The sequence below is a fragment of the Hydrococcus rivularis NIES-593 genome, from assembly GCF_001904635.1.
GTDB lineage: Bacteria > Cyanobacteriota > Cyanobacteriia > Cyanobacteriales > Microcystaceae > Hydrococcus > Hydrococcus rivularis.
The window spans coordinates 59096-77146 of the sequence record NZ_MRCB01000001.1; the positions used below are offsets into that span (position 1 = coordinate 59096).

The 18051-nt window shown below is 38.0% G+C and carries 11 protein-coding genes; 7 read left to right on the forward strand and 4 right to left on the reverse strand.

All coding sequences use genetic code 11. The features are described from left to right. Positions 1-32: 32 nt before the first annotated feature. The 3 genes from NIES593_RS00260 (at position 33) to NIES593_RS00270 (ending at position 4379) form a co-directional block, all read left to right on the forward strand. Positions 33-1217 carry a ParB N-terminal domain-containing protein gene (locus tag NIES593_RS00260; protein ID WP_073597685.1) on the forward strand — a complete coding sequence of 395 codons (1185 nt, stop codon included), beginning with the start codon at positions 33-35 and terminating at the stop codon, positions 1215-1217. Between the two features lie 557 nt (positions 1218-1774). Beyond that, positions 1775-3976, forward strand: coding sequence for a hypothetical protein (locus NIES593_RS00265; RefSeq protein WP_073597686.1), 2202 nt, complete (start codon positions 1775-1777; stop codon positions 3974-3976). Positions 3977-4097: 121 nt separating this feature from the next. Then, positions 4098-4379, forward strand: coding sequence for a hypothetical protein (locus NIES593_RS00270; protein ID WP_073597687.1), 282 nt, complete (start codon positions 4098-4100; stop codon positions 4377-4379). 68 nt (positions 4380-4447) lie between these two features. On the opposite strand, the gene NIES593_RS00275 is transcribed toward NIES593_RS00270, so the two are convergent. Continuing rightward, entirely contained in the window at positions 4448-4885 is a 438-nt protein-coding gene (locus tag NIES593_RS00275) for a hypothetical protein (protein ID WP_217651763.1), read from the reverse strand. Between the two features lie 477 nt (positions 4886-5362). Between NIES593_RS00275 and NIES593_RS00280 the strand changes: the two genes are divergently transcribed. Genes NIES593_RS00280 through NIES593_RS00290 form a run of 3 tightly spaced genes read left to right on the forward strand, consistent with a single transcriptional unit; the run spans position 5363 to position 7774 of the window. Continuing rightward, entirely contained in the window at positions 5363-6271 is a 909-nt protein-coding gene (locus NIES593_RS00280; protein WP_073597688.1) for a P-loop NTPase family protein, read from the forward strand. Between the two features lie 23 nt (positions 6272-6294). Beyond that, complete coding sequence (locus NIES593_RS00285; RefSeq protein WP_017307627.1) at positions 6295-7101, forward strand: hypothetical protein; 807 nt, start codon at positions 6295-6297, stop codon at positions 7099-7101. Between the two features lie 52 nt (positions 7102-7153). Then, positions 7154-7774 carry a DUF6753 family protein gene (locus NIES593_RS00290; RefSeq protein ID WP_017307626.1) on the forward strand — a complete coding sequence of 207 codons (621 nt, stop codon included), beginning with the start codon at positions 7154-7156 and terminating at the stop codon, positions 7772-7774. A 4-nt stretch (positions 7775-7778) separates the two neighbouring features. On the opposite strand, the gene NIES593_RS00295 is transcribed toward NIES593_RS00290, so the two are convergent. Beyond that, entirely contained in the window at positions 7779-8567 is a 789-nt protein-coding gene (locus tag NIES593_RS00295; RefSeq protein ID WP_073597689.1) for a response regulator, read from the reverse strand. A gap of 256 nt (positions 8568-8823) precedes the next feature. Between NIES593_RS00295 and NIES593_RS00300 the strand changes: the two genes are divergently transcribed. Next, the gene (locus NIES593_RS00300; protein WP_073597690.1) at positions 8824-9069 is read left to right on the forward strand and encodes a hypothetical protein; all 246 of its coding nucleotides are present in this window, start codon (positions 8824-8826) and stop codon (positions 9067-9069) included. 1 nt (position 9070) lies between these two features. Here NIES593_RS00300 and NIES593_RS00305 read toward each other — a convergent pair whose 3' ends face one another. Together NIES593_RS00305 and NIES593_RS00310 are read right to left on the reverse strand one after the other, a co-directional pair. After that, complete coding sequence (locus tag NIES593_RS00305; protein ID WP_073597691.1) at positions 9071-9841, reverse strand: hypothetical protein; 771 nt, start codon at positions 9839-9841, stop codon at positions 9071-9073. 7 nt (positions 9842-9848) lie between these two features. Beyond that, positions 9849-17600, reverse strand: a complete 7752-nt coding sequence (locus NIES593_RS00310; protein ID WP_073597692.1) for a hypothetical protein — start codon at positions 17598-17600, stop codon at positions 9849-9851. Between the last annotated feature and the right edge of the window lie 451 nt (positions 17601-18051).

Here is an 18051-nt window from a genome sequence, read left to right on the forward strand (position 1 = left end):
TTTTTAGGCAATTTGTAACCCGGAGTATCAATATGTCTGAGGTGCATAATCCGGCAATTGTATATATTTCTCCTGCGGAGTTGGTAGTTCATCCAAAGCTGATAGAAATATACGGTGAAAATGAGGATCGTCCGGCTTTGGAAAAAAGTATTTCGGAAAAAGGGATTCTGGAATCTTTAAAGGTATCTGCACGCACTGGTGTAAATGTCGTTTTAGCTGGTAAGTGTCGTTTGCAGATAGCCCGCCAGTTGGGAATCTCTGCTGTGAAAGTAGAATTTGTCGAGTCTGGCTCGCCTGAAGAAGATTTGAAATTAGTGCTTGACTTTAATCTCCACCGCGAAGGCGGGAAGACTCATTACCAGAAATTTCATGAAGGGCAGTACTGGGAGAGCGTACTTCGTCCCCAAGCCAAAGAAAGACAACGGGAAAGTGCCCGTCGTTTGAATGAAACGAAGTATTCAAATTTGAACACTTCGATAGATGAGAATAAAACTCAATTAAATAAGGGTAAACCTGTGATTCAGGAGGTTTCAGAGAATTTAAGGATAAGTGTTGGCAGTTATCACAAGGGTAAAAAAGTATTTGAATATATTTCTCACTTAAGGGAACTGCAAAAATTTAAGGCAGTTGTGGCACTGGAGGCGGAATTTAACCGGAGTATTGATGCAGCTTACAAGTTTGTTTGCAATCAAGATATCTGTGACCAGGTTATAGACCTGATTGAAGCAGACGAGATAGGTAGTATAAGTGATGGTATCGCTTGGATGCGGAATGGCGATCGCAATCCGTTTCGGCGTTTCCAAGTTGGTCAAGTATATCAATTTAAGGAAAGACTGCGGCCAGAGTTGGAAATTGTGGGGCGTGTTATTGGTATAACTAATGAATTTGTTGTGTTTGGATTGAGGAATTTAGTAAATATGAACCTAGAAATTGTGAATCTACGTCCGCGACAGATTGATGCAGAGTTGCAAGATGAACCATCTGCTGAACAGAGAGAAAGAATACTTCACTTAATGGAAAAGTTTAGGGATGTTTTTCCAGTTCAGGTATCTTTAGCTGAATTATTAAAACTCCCAAATTTAACTGATAAAGAGGAGGTTCTATTGCGGATGTACGAGTCTGACGTATTTGAAAAAACTTGGGAGGATTATAAGAACCAAATGAAAGCAATGGAAGTGTCTACAAATAGAAAAGAGGGTAATGTTCGTGCTGCATAGGTAGCTGTGAGCAGTTAATCTAGCAGAGAATTTATCCTACAATTTAACGTTATCTAATAGATTAGCATCTCAATACTGATTGCAGTAGGGGTTCATTTTTTGGGTGCTGAACTCGTATGGATATATTTGACTGTTTTTTGTTTTTAAATTCGTTGGTGGAGTGTAATTTCATCTTCACCCATTGTACTAACCTCTGCCAGTTTTTGGTGACACTTTTAGGTGTTACTAGCTTTGCATTCTTATTCCAAAACTATTTTCTAGATTTAGTCACAACTTCGCTAGAACTGACGTATTTAAATAGCTCTCAAAAAAAAGTTGGGTAGCCGCATTGTTGTTGGTGAAGCGTGTTGGACTAAATCTTAGCCTAAGCCTACGTATGTCTAAGCCTAAACAAGTATAACCTCTGTTTGCTTTCAACCATGAGACGATTACCAGTCGCCTCCAACAAGCGGATAACCAACCGCTTATTAATAAAACAAAAATTTCAAATTTAGGCTAACACATTTTGACCAACAGCGAGGCTACCTGATGCACTAAAACCATCAGGACAGTCACTCATGTTCCAAGAAGATTTCGGGGCAGATGTTGATAACAGGCCCCAATTAAGCCTTTCACAGCCTGTAAAAAAGAAAATCAAACCCCACCTACCCGCAGAATCTTTGGGTAAACGCTACGTAGAGCGTTTTTGGCATCCATTTGGGGCGATAGTTGCCCCTTCTTTAGTAGAAGGTGCAAAACCAGCATGGCGTACTATCGACCATTACCTGCAACCCTCGCAACTGTGGAAGCTGCACCAAGATAAGTCAAAATTAGTAGGTCTGCGTTTTGACAACACAACCCGTTACGCCACAATCGATTTAGACTTTTTTGGTGATTACCATAACATCGAATCTATAAATCGCATCAAAGCTGCACTAGAGGACATTGGCATAGTCGATATCGTCATTCTCCAGTCCAGCTTTAGTGGTGGTTATCATTTGATTTTAAACTTTGCATCTCCCCTGCCTACCTTTGCTTTAGCCTGCGCCTTAGAAATTACCTTGAAAAATGCAGGCTTTATCCTGCGTCAAGGACACCTAGAAATCTTCCCCAACACTAAACCATATAGTGCCAAACAAATAACCAACTACAAAGCCATCCGTTGTCCCATGCAACCGGGTAGTGGGTCATTTTTACTTGATGATGACCTACAACCAATTAGCGACTCAGTTTCTATCTTCCTCGACTATTGCGATCGCGCAGCCAGTCGGCAAGATTTAACCAAATTAAAACGGGTAGCGAACAAAGCCAAAAAACAAATTTCACGGGAGAGATATCGTAAGCAAGAGTCTGCTGATGCTGCACAGTGGCGTGCCAACTGGGAAGAAACAATTGCGATCGGTTGGACGGGACAAGGACAAACAAACACCCTCCTACAAATCTTTGCAGGCTACGGAATCGTCTTTCTAGACTTAAGAGGCGATAAATTAGTCGAATTTTGCCTCTCCACCGCAATTAACGCCCCTGGCTATGAGCAATATTGCCGACACCAACATGAAATCGAAGCTAGAGTACGGCATTGGGTAGAATGCACAATTCGTAACAAATGGTACAGTGCCTACGTTAGTTATCCAGAACGACTGTTGGGTACATTCGCCAACACATTTGCAGAAGCCATAGCAGGGGTTAGCAGGATCGATCAACCCAAAGATAACGTAATTCCATTTGACCGCCGCCACCAGCAGAACTGGGAACGTAGCCAACAAGCCCAAAGACGCATCCAGATAGTAGTAACAGCAATAGAGTGGGATAGTGGGTTACCAGCAGGGGCTACTGAACGAGCAAAAGCTATACGTGCTGAGTATAAACGTCGCTTTAACAAAACTATTTCCCAAGAGACTCTACAAAAACACTTACATTTGTGGCATCCCACACGCTACATTTTAGACCCTTGGGCAGAAAATGGCTCAAACCCTTATCAATCAAATGAGAACGGGCAATTTTACGAATTTCAAAGCTCATTTGTAAAACACGATACTCAAAATCCTTGTGGAATAAGTAATTACGTTCATTCTTTCTATATGAAGGTTTTTTGTAGGTGTTTACCTCCTGCTGCTACAGCCCCCCAAGGGCTGGAGTCAGCAGAGGTAGTTGAACAACCTGATGTTTCTCAGTCAGACTTAGCTGTCATCCAGCCTGCGGAAAATCTTGAATTCATAAATTCTTCTAATACTGCTGAAATTAATTCCAGTAAAATCAGCAATCAATTAGAGAATTCAGTTCATACAAATATTTTACAATCAAATCAATTCAGTTCTGATCAGGATTTTATATACCTGTGTAGCTCCGGCACGTCGTCAAAAGTTGATAATCAAAACTTATCTAACACGGAGGATAACGGGCTGGGTGTAGTTTCGATACCTGCTGCGGTTCCACTAGAACAACCACTCCAAAACCCCAACAACGGCTTGCACAGTGTATCTGTTGGTGACGAGACTGCTGATGTTTCCTACCGCATTGAGGAACTCAAGCGAGTGACAAAATTGCGGTTAATGGCTCTAAACCAAGCTAGGGTTAAGGTGCGCCAATACTGCGTAATCACGGGACATATTCTCAGCACTCAAGAACGCGATCGCTTAGAGCAACGTGCCAAAATGCAATTCTACCTCGATTCCGGTAACGAAACTCTAATTGCAGAAGCTAAGGAGTGGGCGACTGCCAATCCTGGGTGTCTACCGTTTTCCTTGGAGTTGGAAAGCGAAAAATTTTGGGAAAGATGAGGGATATCAGGCGGTAAGATGTTTGGTATTTTAGATTTTAACTGCACAAAAAGAGGTGATTCAGCTTTACAGAAGTTATTAATTTGTGAGTAAAATTTGGTACAAAAATATAGAAGGAGCTATGAAAGATATCTTAATGGAAAAACTGTTTAATCAAGCAGTTGAACCAATCTTCCAAGCCAACAATTTAACTAAATATTCAGCACTCAAACAAAGAGAGGATGAATTTAAATCACTGTTTAATATTGAATTAGCAGAATACGTGGACTCGAAAAGAGGATTTGATTTTTCTCTATTTATTCGTGATTTTTTAAGTGAAGATTGCTTGCCGTACAGGGATACTATTCAACAAAAATATGGAGAGCGGGCAGCGGATTTGATTGGGGAATTAATTTGTATTTGAAAGCAAAAAAAGTTAGCTGGTAGTTAGAATTTATGACTATACGGTCAGCGTTCCGTACAAATTTAACACTATGTATCTGTATCTTCCTGACTTAATTGTTGCTCAAACTCAGATATTGAACCTGTAGTTACTGCTTTTTTTAACAATTGATTCAATAACTCAATATCATATAATTTATTTAATTTTTCTACTAATTCAGTAGAAACATCTTTAAATCGAATTGTTAGGATTTGAGCAATATATTTCTGGGTAGCTTCTGCTATACCTATGCGTTCTATGCTTGTCATGTATGTCATTTTTTGTTCAGCCTCAAAACGCTCCAATTCTGCTTTGAAATTTAAGTCTAACTCCGGTGGTAGAGTCATTAATCTATCTAGCAACTGGAAGATTTGCTGGATTTTATCTCTACTATAGCCTAACTCATACATTCGTTTAATTAAGCTCAACTTCCACTGCAATCGGCCTGCTAAATCTTGAGTTGTCGCTTGTGTCCGCAGATGCGCCATCACCAGAACGGCAAAAGGACTATCACTTTGTTCTAATTCTGACCAACGAGATTCATAGTCCAGTAGCTTGACAATGGGAAATTGAAGACTAAGGCGACATCAACGCTTCAAAATATTGTTCTACACCTTCCTTCCAAGCACCATCGTAATCAGCTCGTACTTCACTCATAGATTATTTCCAATCAAAATATCATAATGCCCTTTTTGAAAGTTAAATTACTTTAAACGACATAAAATTTATGACTAATTTACATAACAACAAATGTTGGTTTAATGTGGAATTTTGTTGCTTGGCTTTTTGAGCGAGAGGTTGCATACTCAAAGTAGTTTATTCAAAATAAATTAGGAAAATTTTCTTGAGCAATATAGTTGCTGATTTTTTTATTTCATTAATTTATTGATTTTTGTTTACAAATTAAAATTTTAGATTGACATTAATCTAACACAACAAAGTTTAGTTACTTTGTAAATAATATTATGACCAGAAAAAATAAAGAACAACCAGCCATGTCAAACAATACTTCCTCCAATACTAATGATAAGCCTCAAAAGCGACTGATAATTATAACAGGTGATAAAGGTGGCGTGGGTAAAAGTACCTTTGCACGAGCAATATTTCAACTTTACATTAATAAACATTTACCCTGTGTTGCTTATGAAGCTGACTTGAGAAATCCCCAAATAGAAAGATATTTTCAAAAAGATTACCGCCCTATAATACGTTATATTGATATTTTTCATAGAGGTGGTGCTGACGATTTATTAATTAATCTAGATGAGAGTGATTGTCCTATCACATTATTAGACTTACCTGCGCAATCTGGAGGTTTCTTTGAAAGTTATGTCAAAGAGCTTGCATTTTTTGAAGTTCTGAAAACTGAAATTAATTGTCGAGTGACAATGGTTTCAGTGATTAGTAGAGTTCTTGACTCTATCAATGTTTTAGAAAAACTTCGTGAACTTTGTAAAGACCAAGTAGATTATACTGTTGTCAAAAATCTGTTTCATGGTGAAGAAGAAAAGTTTGAGCGATATAATGACTCTTCCCTACGTCAGAATATGCTTGCAGAAGGTCTAATAGAACTTGTAATGCCAGATTTATTCTACAAGTCTTATGACTTTCTTGACCGCCATGCTTTAACCTTTAATGAAGGACAGACTCATAAAGAAACAAATATTGTAATTAAGTCAAGAATTAAATCTTGGCTTGCTGAGTTTGAAGCGCAAATTAAGCCAGCATTTAATTTATTGGGTTTTGATATACAACCAGATGACTGTTACTATCCAGCAGTTGTGGAAAAGTCTAAAGAGCTTAGAGAAAACGAAGAAAAAGAAAAAGCTAAAAACCAAGATGCAAATTTACCATCTCAAGATATAGCTGCTTAATTGAATAGTTTGCTTGGTTGATTATGTTTAAAAAGCGTTTTGTAATTACATCGGGTGATGCTCGTGTGGGTAAGTCCACAGTTTCTAGGCTCTTGCTGGAATTGTACTTGAAAAGTAATTGCAATGCGCGTGTTTTCTACCACGGTTATCGTAACAAGCTATCGATGTATAAAACAAAAGGTTTTGAAATAAACCATTTGGGATTGTCTAGGGGTGATTCGGATAGATTATTACTAGACTTAGAAATATTTCCAAATATTGATGTAATTTTGACAGATATGCCAGGTCAAAACCATCAGGAGTTCAAGTTTTTTGATAAAGATGTTTCACTGATAGGAAATCTTAACCATCTCGGATATCGCGTTACTTTCTTGCACCCGATATCACATCGTAAAGACTGTGTTGAAGATTATCTTGAGGATTTATACCAGCATTTTGGTAGTCAAGTTGACTATGTTGTTATCAAAAATTATTACTTTGGCAAGCAATTTCGATACTATGAAGGTAGTAAATTCCAAGCTGATATTAAAAAATTAAATGGCTTGGAGCTAGTTTTGGGCGGGTTGCATAACGACTTTTACCAGTTGCTTGAGGATACTGGTTTATCCTATGCTCAACTTATTGAAACTGACTCCCCTCTTAATACTATTCAGCGTTCTATAGTATTCAACTGGATAGAGAGTTTTAAGAATTCTATTGTTTCTAATGTTATTGCTTCTAATTATTTAGGGCTAAGTAAGAACTGTACAGAACTAGCTTCTGTAGGTGCAAATCAACAAAATTCTTCCAATTTTGATGTAAATGAAGATATTGAATCTGAAGAATGGTAAGTACTTTACCAAAATTGACAGTGAGGTTTTAAATTAACTGTTTAAACAACCTATGACCAATATTGCAAAAGTTGTTGAAAAAGTTATTGCAGAATATTCTGAAGAAAAGAAAGCAGAGGTCACTGATTGGATACTTAAATTAGGTGTTCGACCTGATGACCCCTTGTTTAACCTATATGCCGAACTAGGTACAACCCAATTTGCGTTGCAGCAGCTACCTGGTAGGCTTGACTCGCTTGTCGTGGGTTGGACTGACATGGTGGATGATAAGTTAAATAGTGCTTCTAAGGTGGCAATACAACAACAAAAAAGTGCGATCGCCCAAGCCGCTAAGGATTTAATTAAGATGACTAAGCAAGCTGGTGGGGCATTGCCTCTCTTGGGCGTAAGTAATTGGCGATTGGCACAAGTAGCGGGAGTGTTGGGTTTTGTACTGGCTTTGGGATCTGCAATTGGTGTTTTTACATACAAAACTATTGCTGAAAGTGTAACTTTTCAGCAGGCGGTTTCAGGAACTGCTATTTTACAACCTGAAGATAAAAAGCTTCTCGATTGGGCTAAATCCAATGAAGGTAAGGTAGCACGTAGTATTTATGTTAGAAACGCTGCCATCATTAAAACTTGCCGTCAGCAGAAGAAGTATTCAGGTGGCTGCATAATTGCAGTTGATTAATTTTCTAGGCAACCCAGCCTTTGTATCCCTTATTACTTGTTTTAGCTGTATCCTTTTGACTATTTTGGTTGGTTTTGACTTTGGTGTGGGTTGCTTGAGTAACTTCTTCTTCGATTTTCATATCTGCAAAGCTGAGGATTCCCAGGCGGATAGCTTCCCGGATAGCGTTTAATCTATCTTTGACTCCTAACTTGATAAATGAATTATGTAAATATGACCTGACTGTACCTTCGGAAACATACATGACATTAGCAATTTCATTATTTTTCATGCCACCAGCTGCTAATTTGAGAACTGTAATTTCTTTATTAGAGAAACCACTTAACAAATCTAGTGAATTTCTATCGGCTGTGTCATTTGACCTAAGATTATCAATCAAAATGCGATTAATAGTTGGGTCAATCCATGATTCGTTATTGTATGCAGCCATTACTGCTTCAATGAATCTTTCTCCTACTTCTTCTCTGGCGTTATTTTTACAGTAGTAGCAGTCTGCGCCATTACTAATTGCTGCGTTAATGGTATCTCGACTGCTATTTGCAGTCATAACAACTATTTTAATTGACGTGTGCTTACATTTAATTAAACTTATGAGATCAGTGCCATTGATATCAGGTAAATCAATATTTATCACCACGATATCTGGCTTTTGTTGGTCAACAATTTCTATTCCTTCTTTTCCGGATTTCGCAAGGCCACATACCTGGATTTTACCAGTTTCAGATAATATCGTCGCCGCACCAACCCTAGATATGTTCTCATTTTCAATGATGACAACATTAATAGGTTTCATATTACATACTGTTTGGTTTAGTATTATCCCTGATAATAATACTTATAGCACCTAGTTTTTACTGTTTCTTAATCTTTACAGTTACTATAAATTAATCAGCTTATTTAAAAACTTTATTTTTAATTTTAAAAAATTTACAAAGTGATTGGATGGTTTGTGTAGTTTTCATTAAGCAATCTATTTACTAGGCAATTTTATTGATCAGTTTTAGTTTTAATAGTATTTATCAAACTTAGGGAGTAATAAACGATTTTTTATGAATTTAAATCAACTTTTAGGATGGATAGAAAATATTATTGTTTGGTCTTTAATAGGAATGCTATGTTTGGTCGGGTTAGGCAGATTACCTGTTAACCCGACAAGTTTGTTTGACTTTACTGCGTCTTTTTACTATTTTTCTGTTGCGGTTGTTATTTGCCCCAAAACTCCCTTGAGTTTTAATAACAAGCTAGTTTTGGGGTTTATAGCTTTTTCGTATGGTGTGTGTTTTGGGTTGATTTAATTTAATCTGTCTCTTGAACAGCATCCTGGTTTTTGAATTGTTGTTGGTTCTGTTCGCAGCGTGCTTGTTGCTCATCGAACAGAGCCTTAAACCGTTCAAATTCATTATGGGTAAGGTTATTGATGATGATAGAGTAATTCTCTGAGCTATTATTACGAGATGCTAGAAGTGCTTCTTGACTTGCTTCTGAATCAGGCGAATTTCTATCAAGGCTAAGAATTTGTGAATCTTCTTCTAATTTTAGACTTGCAGTATATGTCTCACTTTTATAAATGATACTTTCTGTCTCTTTGTCTGGTTTTCCAAATATATTTAAGCGGTCTAAAATTACAGGAATAACAAATTGTTGAATTTGGAAATTAGCGATAATAGATTGTACTTGATCGTGTTGATCTTCTTCTACGAGGTTGCCGTTATTGTCGTCATTTTTATCTGTAAAGTTTTTTAGAATATCTGGTTCAATTGTATTGTCTTTAGACTGGCTTACTTCGGGTTGTAAAGATGACTCTGGACTAACTGGATTAACAAAATTGACAGTTTCAATTTCTGTGGAGCTTAACTTTACTTCTTCTTGTGCTATTTCACTGATTCTATTTATTTCTGAATTTAACTTTAACACAGCCTCTTGTCGTTCCTCAGCAGTTGGAGGATTTTTTGCATATTCTGCAAATTTTTCATCAGGTATATTAAGCTGTGCAATCAATTCTCTAAGGAGACAAGCTTGCATTGCTGGAGTTAAACCTTCTACTGGAAAATCGATTAGTTCTTTCATAGTAAAATTACCTTTCTACTAAATCTTTTTTGACATCTTTGAGTGCATTATTGATGCGATCGCTCATAACTTTAAAATCTTGTAATGTTTCATCACTGATGTTACTTACTTGAGTTTTTCCTTGTTTGACATATAACAAGATATTATCCTTTTTATCTTTAACTAGATAAGTTTGGTTTTGAGTGTGAGTAGCAATCTGATATTTTTCTGTTTGGACTGACATAATGCCATTAATATCTTCTTGTCCAATTGTCTTAACTACACGTTGAGCAAGACTGGTCATCTCATTAACTTTTTCTAATTCTTTAATATCTTGTTCCATTGCCTTAAAAGCATTCTCAAGACTAATATTTTCTTGAATATATAAATTAGTTATCTCTTGAATTCTATTGAGATATGTGTCTGATTGACCGAGTTTTTCAGCTGCTATATACCAGTCTTGGAGATTTTGCACTGTATTAGCTTTCATGCGCTCGATAATGCTATCCATCGCTCCAACCAGCTGCATATTGGATTGAGCAAGTGATGCGAGTGCTTGGTTAATATTTGGTTGTTGGCTTTGTTGTGATGAAAAAATGCTTTTGTTTTTAGCAATTAATGAGTTATCTGATACTTGTGTATTAGCAGAAATAGAATTACTACTAATTTTGGTGTTTTCTATATGATTAAATACAGCATATCCTTGGGAAGTTTGTTCTACTTTGTACCCTTTTTCTTGAAGATAATTTTGAACTAATTGGTCAGTTCCTTGTGCGTTTCCAACTATAAAAGAGCTTTTCGCTGCTATTGCTTTATCAAGTAAGGGTTTATAGTGATTTTCAAATGTTTGGGCAATTTGCTCACTTGTTACTCCACGCCACGGGCCAGATCCGGACACCATAATGATGTCTTCTTTTGAGTAATTTCCTGTGTTGGCGCGTTCCCCCCATACTTGTTCGTAATTTCGTGTGCTTGAAGGTGTACCAGGGGGTGCAGCTGATTTACCGATAAACTGGGTAGCTATTTGGGCCATCGCAATGTCTTTTTTCATGTGTTCAGCGACGGCGGCGTTTATAGGTTCGAGTTGGGACAGTGGATTTGTAGGCCGCAGAGCAGTCTGTTGGGACTTGTCCTGCTGGGTTTGTACTGTAGTTTGTTGTGTTTTTGCAACTACATATATATACGCTTTGCTAAGGGCTTGAATAAATGCCGATTCTTTACCCTTACCCTGCCACTGTTGATCCTGGGCATTAGTAATGCTTGTACAGTTCTCTAACCAATTGACTCCCCCGCGTTTGGCGATCGCCTCAGTTAGCCGGGGATGTTGTTCGAGTTTAGCCTGAAGCACTTCTACCATTAGCTGGTATTCATCAACTGATGGATACAACTGCTTTTGATGATTAAATGCGTGTTCGGCGGATGCGTATGCTACCCCTTGAGGTTTTTGGACATGGGTTTCTACTCCATACTGCCCGGCGGGGGCTTCTGGATTATTATTGACTGAAACTTGGTAATCGTTTTGCAGGTTGCCTTGTTCTTTGGCGAGTACAGTGGCAAGACTTAGTGCTACTCCCAGCCCGTCTTTAGAGTCGGGGCTGATATTTACTGGAGTTGCAGGCTGTTTTTGGATGCTTGGGAACGGAACAATTTTGCCATTGACATAATCTCCTAGTGGCTCCATGAATAAGCCATATACTTGACTCTTACTCGCTTGAGTTTGGGTAAGTTCTTTTGGTGAATGCTTCTCCCATCTCGCCCAGGCTTGCTGGTAACTTGGGTCTTGAATCATTTGGGTGGTAATTTTGTATTGTTTACCCACCCGAAACGCAACTTGCTCGCCGTTTTTACCTTGGGCGATCGCAATATCTCCCTCTTTGATCCCATAAGTTTTTTGGTAGTCTACACCTCTGGTAGTATGTATCCTACCGTGTCCGCGCATAGCATCGATGGTTGTATCAACTGGTACTGTGGCAGCTTCGCCGTGCAGATGCAGCGAATAAACCATCGGTACTGGTTTGCCAGATATAGTTGGGTTGTCTGGAATCTGAGGATTAGCAGCGCGTGCCGCAGTGGAATTGCCAATGGCGATAATTTCTTCGACAGTTGGTTGGTTTGAAGGGTGTGAGGGTATGTTTTGGGTGACTTCTCTGAGGCTGGTATAACTGCGCTCTACTTTTATTTCTCCCCCTGGTGTCCATTCGTTAGCTTTAATGGTCAGGTCGTTGTTGCTTTGGACTACCGCACGCGGAGGTTGGTTTGAAGCGAGGAAGTTCTCAAATTTCTGGCGAACGCTGTTTTCTCTGCCCAGATCATTTTTAATTGACCAGATGTTGATAGACCATCTGCCAGCCTCAGTATTCAGTGCAGCGTGTTCGTTCTTGCAGTTAAAGCGGGTTACTGTACCTGACTCAAGTTTAAACTCTTGGTATGGTGCGTCCTGATTCTCTTCCCTAGTCCATGCCATTCGTTCCTTAGCAGCGCGATAGCCCCAGTCAGAATTTCCGATATTGATGCTGCGGGCCTCCGTCGCGGCGTAGGAGTCATCGCGGTGGTAGTTAATGCCAGCGCCGGGGTTCTCGGAATAAGTTACCAGCACAATATCAGCGTCGGGATATACTTGTTTGACAAGTTCCATTAGCTTGTCGTCCTGTACCCCTGGCTTGAAATCTTTATCCTTCAAATCCCATTTTGCACCGACCCATGCGACTTGTCTCAGTGGTGCATAGTTAGATTTGTCATTTTCAAGTATGGGTTTGAGGTGGGTTTCAAGATGCGATCGCAATTGTTCTACTTTTTCCTCGCTTACCTTACCCAATATTTCGATAGCTTTAGTTGGATCGGCTTGACGCGAGTTGGGTAGTAATATTGGTTGATTCTTAGCTTCTGGTTGTGTATCCGTTAATACTTGTATCTCAACTGCGTTTTGATAGACTTGTGAAATTCCTGCAAATGTGGCGTTAGTATTTAATTGAATATTAGTTGTATTCTTTTCAGATAAAGCTTTAGCAGGAACAATTGGTACTGGATAATCTTCTTGATTGAGTTCTTTTGGACGGTTGGGAAGTGCTTTTAGAGCTTTTTGGTAATCACTATTTTCTGGAATATGGTTTAATTTTAAAAGACTACCTTCAGTTGTAACTTTTTCATTTAACTCTGTAATAAGCTGTTCGTAGCGGTCAAAACCATCAACTTCACCAATATTAATAGGTTCTCCAAGTAAACTATTAAATTCTTTCTTAATTTCCTCACTAATTTCATTTTTATTAAAAATAAATGTAGCTGTGTTACTCTCAATAAAATAATCGTTTTCAGTAGATTTTGATTCTAACCAAGTGGCTACAAAGATTGCGTCTTGTGCAGGAACTACTAATCCAAAAGCTTCTTTAGTTTCTGTCTGCGTTCCATCGGGGGAAGTATATTGTTGATTTGGATTATAAAAATATACAGTTTGTTGGGGAATGATTGGAGTCGGTTGTGACGGTGTGTCTGCACTTTTGATATGACCACCAGCACGGTTAATAAAGGTTTGTCTTAATTCGCTACTGATAGTAGTTTCATCAAGTACGAATACGGTCATTCCTTTTTTGGCTTCTAACCGAGCTTGTGATATAGGAAGCTGTTCGTATGATACTCCTATTTTTTCGAGATACTTTTTGGTTTTTTCGGTTATATTTTCATCAACTGCTAATCCTAAAAGCCCGACTAATTTTTGTTCTTTATCTTGAAACATGATTGTAGGGCGTTCGTTAATTTTACCGAGTATTTGGTTGCGTTTTTCCTGCTGCTCGGTTATGACAGTCTTTTCATTACTTATAAGCTGGCTGCGTTTAACCCATTTGTCAGGATACTGTACTGTTTCTGGATCAATAGTTATTTTACACGTACTTTCATTACTGGTAATCTGTACAGGGATAGTGGTTCGTTGTTGGTTTGGGCGAATAATACCCGTATCAATTAATTTTTGTACAGTGCTAGTTTCTTTCCTTTGCCACTGTTTTTGTACATTCCCTTTATTTAAATCAGCTTCGAGACGTTCATTATGCTGACCAATAATACCGAGTGATTGGTCACCAATTTTAGCAATATAAACGTGCTTTTTATCAAATGCCCTAACTAAAGTTTCTTGAAATACTTGGTTGTTAATTTCCTGTTTTTTGTACTTTGGATTCGTAATATTAATTCGTAACAGATTATTCTGAGATGTCTCTGCTATAGCATAGGCATTTTGTCCAGTGATGATAGTTTGAATTTTAAGATGTAACTGTTGCCCATTCCCAGGCTTTTCTGCTAGCCAGCCTTGAACAATACCTTCTTTGATTGATTCTTTATCAATATTGCCTAGTTTTTCAGGTTTATTCCCATTTTGAAGATAAATAGTATAGTCTTCCCGAATCAGGTCAACCTTTTCGATTGTTAACATTACAGGTTCATTATTAAACCTTTGGGAATTTCCAAACTTATTAACTTCGCCTACTTTGAAAGTGAGTTCTGGTAATCCGGGTACTTTGGTTGTAACAGAGGTGGTATATACTTCACCTCTTTCAACACTGCCAATAGCAATAGTACCAATTGGTAGCCGGGCATTACTTTGTTCAATATTTCCAAATGTTTTGTAACTACCCTCTTGATTCTGGATTTCAATTACACTTTTTCCATCTTCAGCTAGATTAAATCGAATACTCTGAGGTTGATTTTTATTAAAAAACTCACTATTCCGGTCAAATCCAGTGATACTAAACTCGGTAAACTTGAGTGTATCTAACTGACTGATAATCTCTTGAGGAAAGGCAGCAAAGGCGAAATTAGAAACTTTATTTTGGCGATCGCTACTTTTATCATTACTATTCTCACGAGTAGTTGATACCGCCCAGGTGGCAGCTGCCATTGCCAGCTTTTGGTCGTCTGGAATCGAATTATAAAAGCCCTCTGCTATCTGGTAAGCTCTTTGGTAAAGAAGTTTAATTTGACCTTCGCTTAGTTCAGGCTGGAATGATATTTTGTTAGATTTTATTTCTTGTCCAAGCGTAATTCCTATCTCTTCGAGTTTATTTTCTTGCTCCCTCGCCAGTGTTCCTAATTTTCTAAACTTGGGTTTACCATTCTCAGTTTCATCGTTAATTTGAGCATAAACTAAATATTTATGCGGACGGTTATTGTTGCGTTTATCTTCGGATATTTCTGATAGTTTTATCGTAATTGTATTAGCTTTCCAGATAAATTCATTATCATACTGTATAATATTAGTTATACTTAATTGATTACCATTAGCAAGAGTAATATTTGCGGACGACCCTTTTTCAGTTTCTTTTTGTTTAGATAGCTCACTCGCTCGGTTGAATGATTTGTCGAATTCTTTTTTGATGAGCGTAGCTCTTAATCGCTGTTCGTGAGAAAATTCAACCCCTTTAAATAAAGCTTGAAATTGAACGATCTCACGCGATTCGAGACGAGCTTTTTTAAAATACTGATTGGTTTGAGCAATTAGTAACTCAACAGGTGAATATCCCGTCGGTTGAATTATATTGTCAATATAAACATCTTTCTTCTTATCCTTAATATAGTTGACTTCACGGTGAAGAATCCGACTATTGCTGCGAATAATTTCAATTTCAGGTTTTTTGGCACTTTTGAAAAGGTCAACTGCAATTTGATTTTGAAATGCTGCCTCGGCAATCATTTCACGGTACATTTGGGTATTAATGTTCATCGCCACTAGTGTATTGGTGGGTTCTTGCCCAACAGTTTTGATGAACTCTTCCATGTAACTGCGATACTTGCTTGGAATTTCCTTCCCTTCAATACCCTTGGATTTTGCCCAGGCTTCTGTTTTGAATAAATCTTCGTAGTGTTTGGCTACCTGCTGTACGTATTCAATTTGGTCTTTCTCGCTACCAAAGCTTTTCAGAATCGTAATTTCTGACTCTAACGCCTCAATTGCGGTAAGGTGATTGTTGATAACACCCACACTAATGCCATCGCTCATGTGGATGGCGATTTCCTCAAATTCTGGCTGACTGCCATCTTTTTGGTAAAAAGATTGTTTTTTAAGTTTGACAGTTGGAGCGTAGGCGTTTTCAGGAAGGTTGCGCTCTTTTGCTTCGATGGTTAGGTTGGGATACTTGCTTGCCCGCTCGAAGCCGATACAATCACCATCGTAATCGCGTGCTTGACGCTCTTGTTCGGACTCTTGAGGAAGAATTTCTAATTCATAACCAGCTGATTTTAGTTCTAAAATATACTGATTAAATTTGTTAGTAAACTCGATTTTATCTTGAGTTTCCAGCTTACTAATATTTTGGTCTAAGTAATTTTCAATACCTTCTAATCGAAGATTTTTTCCTTGAGCTTCTGGCAGGATAGATTTAATTTGCTCATTAAGACGGTTGTAAATGCGATCGCTTGTTTCGTCCGAGACAGCGATCGCACCAACGAGAGGTTGACCATCAGGCCCAAGGATATCTTCTACAATTTTGTTAGTTGAGACGCACAGACCATTTGAGTTGAGGAAAGGGGAGCGGAAGTTGAGAACTTCTTCGTCATCTTGATAATGCGGTATGGAAATTTCCCCATTTTGCAAGTCTTTGGAGGGAATGACCATTGCTCGCTCAAATGTGAGCGTCTTGCCGATGGCGATTTCTTTCCACTCGTTTTGGACGAACCGGGCGAGTTCGCGCTGTACTTTCTCAGTTTCGAGAAGTTGCCCCTCTCCTTGCAGGTCAGCTTTGATGAGTTTGTAAATAAACGAGTCAGTAGCAATGCGATCTGCGCTTCGCAGCAGCGCTTCGCTATCGCGCAAAGTTTCTAACTCTTCTGCTACTGTTGGATCTTCTGCTGCTTGTTCTTCAAGAAAGGCTTTCCGTTTCTCGTATTTTTCGCAGTAAAGTTGTGCAAGTTGCCGAGGATCATCCTGTGCTTCTTTAAGCTTTTTGGCTTCAAGTTCTAGCTGTTCAGTAAAGTCTTTCAGTCCGTTAGGGAATGAAGCGAGTAACTGCGATATAGCTGTCTTGCCGAGTTCAGATTGTGATTTTTCACCTAGCCAGATATTTTGTCGGTACAATCCAGGTTGAATTTGAGGCTTAGTCGGGCCATTAGGATTATCTTTATCAGTTCCCTTGAACGCAGATAAGGGAAGAATGAGGTCAATTTTAGTTGAGTTATTAGGGTCTTGATAATTCAGGATTTGCTCAAGGTTAGCAGGGCGTAGTGTACCTTTACCAAAGCGGTATTTGTTATCATCTCCGTCTCGATCAGTCCAACCGAAGCGGTGCTGAATTACTCGATATTTATCACCTTTTTGATGCTTGGTTAATTCGTGATACAGTTCTTTTGATATTTGTCCGTAACAGTCTCCTGTTAGCCGATATGCTTGGTCATTACTGATAATGTCGCCATTTTCACCATTATTATCATCAACTATTAGGATGTTTAACTCTTTATTGACAGCATTTCTACATGAACCAAGAAAAATAGACCCGTAAGCACCTCTATCTTTGTTATCAGGGCATAATTGCCTAATTGTATCTAGGCATTCTTCGGGGCCATATAATAACCGAGTTTTTGACGATAATAATAATTTATGACCTTTAGGATGATTAGTTAATTGTTCCACAGTAGACTTTTCGTCCATATGCCCGAACGAAAAGTTTATCCCATGAAAGAAATGTTCTAATAGAGTATTATTAAGTTCTTCCTTTAACAGCGAATCTGGATTATTTGTATTACCATCTGTATGAATCCATTGATTTAATCTAGTGTCAAAATGTTTAGCTTGAATTGTCATATATGAACAATTAAACTTATAAAATTAAATATAAATTTTCACTTTTTGGCACTAAAATACCCGTTAAATTTAATTTTACTTTCTCTTTATCAGTAATCTATTCAACAAATTTCTAATTTAGACTAACAATTTACTAGTATTTAAAAATACTTGTTTATAGAAATATTACTTAGTTTATTCCTAATAAAGCCTTATTGAACCTAGTGCCATAATTTAAGTATGCCAAAAAATATACTGACTTATTGATTACTTCTTGCTTAACCCTGAATCAGTAGTAACATTCTTCATGTTTGCCATTATGGTTATGTTTGCAGTTTGAGACGGAAAGCTAAATTCGTGTGGCAGCACCTTGATAATTTTATGCCTCCCTAATTTTTTACTCTCTGTACGTTTAAAATAAAGTCTTGAAATTTCTGAAGCTTGAAAGGCTTAATTTTACGTACTTATGGTT

Excerpts from the sequence above, each read along its gene's own strand:
- NIES593_RS00310 (WP_073597692.1), bottom strand. The coding sequence starts at position 17,600 with ATGACAATTCAAGCTAAACATTTTGACACTAGATTAAATCAATGGATT.
- NIES593_RS00290 (WP_017307626.1), top strand. The coding sequence starts at position 7,154 with ATGACCAATATTGCAAAAGTTGTTGAAAAAGTTATTGCAGAATATTCT.
- NIES593_RS00265 (WP_073597686.1), top strand. The coding sequence starts at position 1,775 with ATGTTCCAAGAAGATTTCGGGGCAGATGTTGATAACAGGCCCCAATTA.
- NIES593_RS00270 (WP_073597687.1), top strand. The coding sequence starts at position 4,098 with ATGAAAGATATCTTAATGGAAAAACTGTTTAATCAAGCAGTTGAACCA.
- NIES593_RS00295 (WP_073597689.1), bottom strand. The coding sequence starts at position 8,567 with ATGAAACCTATTAATGTTGTCATCATTGAAAATGAGAACATATCTAGG.
- NIES593_RS00305 (WP_073597691.1), bottom strand. The coding sequence starts at position 9,841 with ATGAAAGAACTAATCGATTTTCCAGTAGAAGGTTTAACTCCAGCAATG.
- NIES593_RS00285 (WP_017307627.1), top strand. The coding sequence starts at position 6,295 with ATGTTTAAAAAGCGTTTTGTAATTACATCGGGTGATGCTCGTGTGGGT.
- NIES593_RS00280 (WP_073597688.1), top strand. The coding sequence starts at position 5,363 with ATGACCAGAAAAAATAAAGAACAACCAGCCATGTCAAACAATACTTCC.
- NIES593_RS00300 (WP_073597690.1), top strand. The coding sequence starts at position 8,824 with ATGAATTTAAATCAACTTTTAGGATGGATAGAAAATATTATTGTTTGG.
- NIES593_RS00260 (WP_073597685.1), top strand. The coding sequence starts at position 33 with ATGTCTGAGGTGCATAATCCGGCAATTGTATATATTTCTCCTGCGGAG.
- NIES593_RS00275 (WP_217651763.1), bottom strand. The coding sequence starts at position 4,885 with ATGGCGCATCTGCGGACACAAGCGACAACTCAAGATTTAGCAGGCCGA.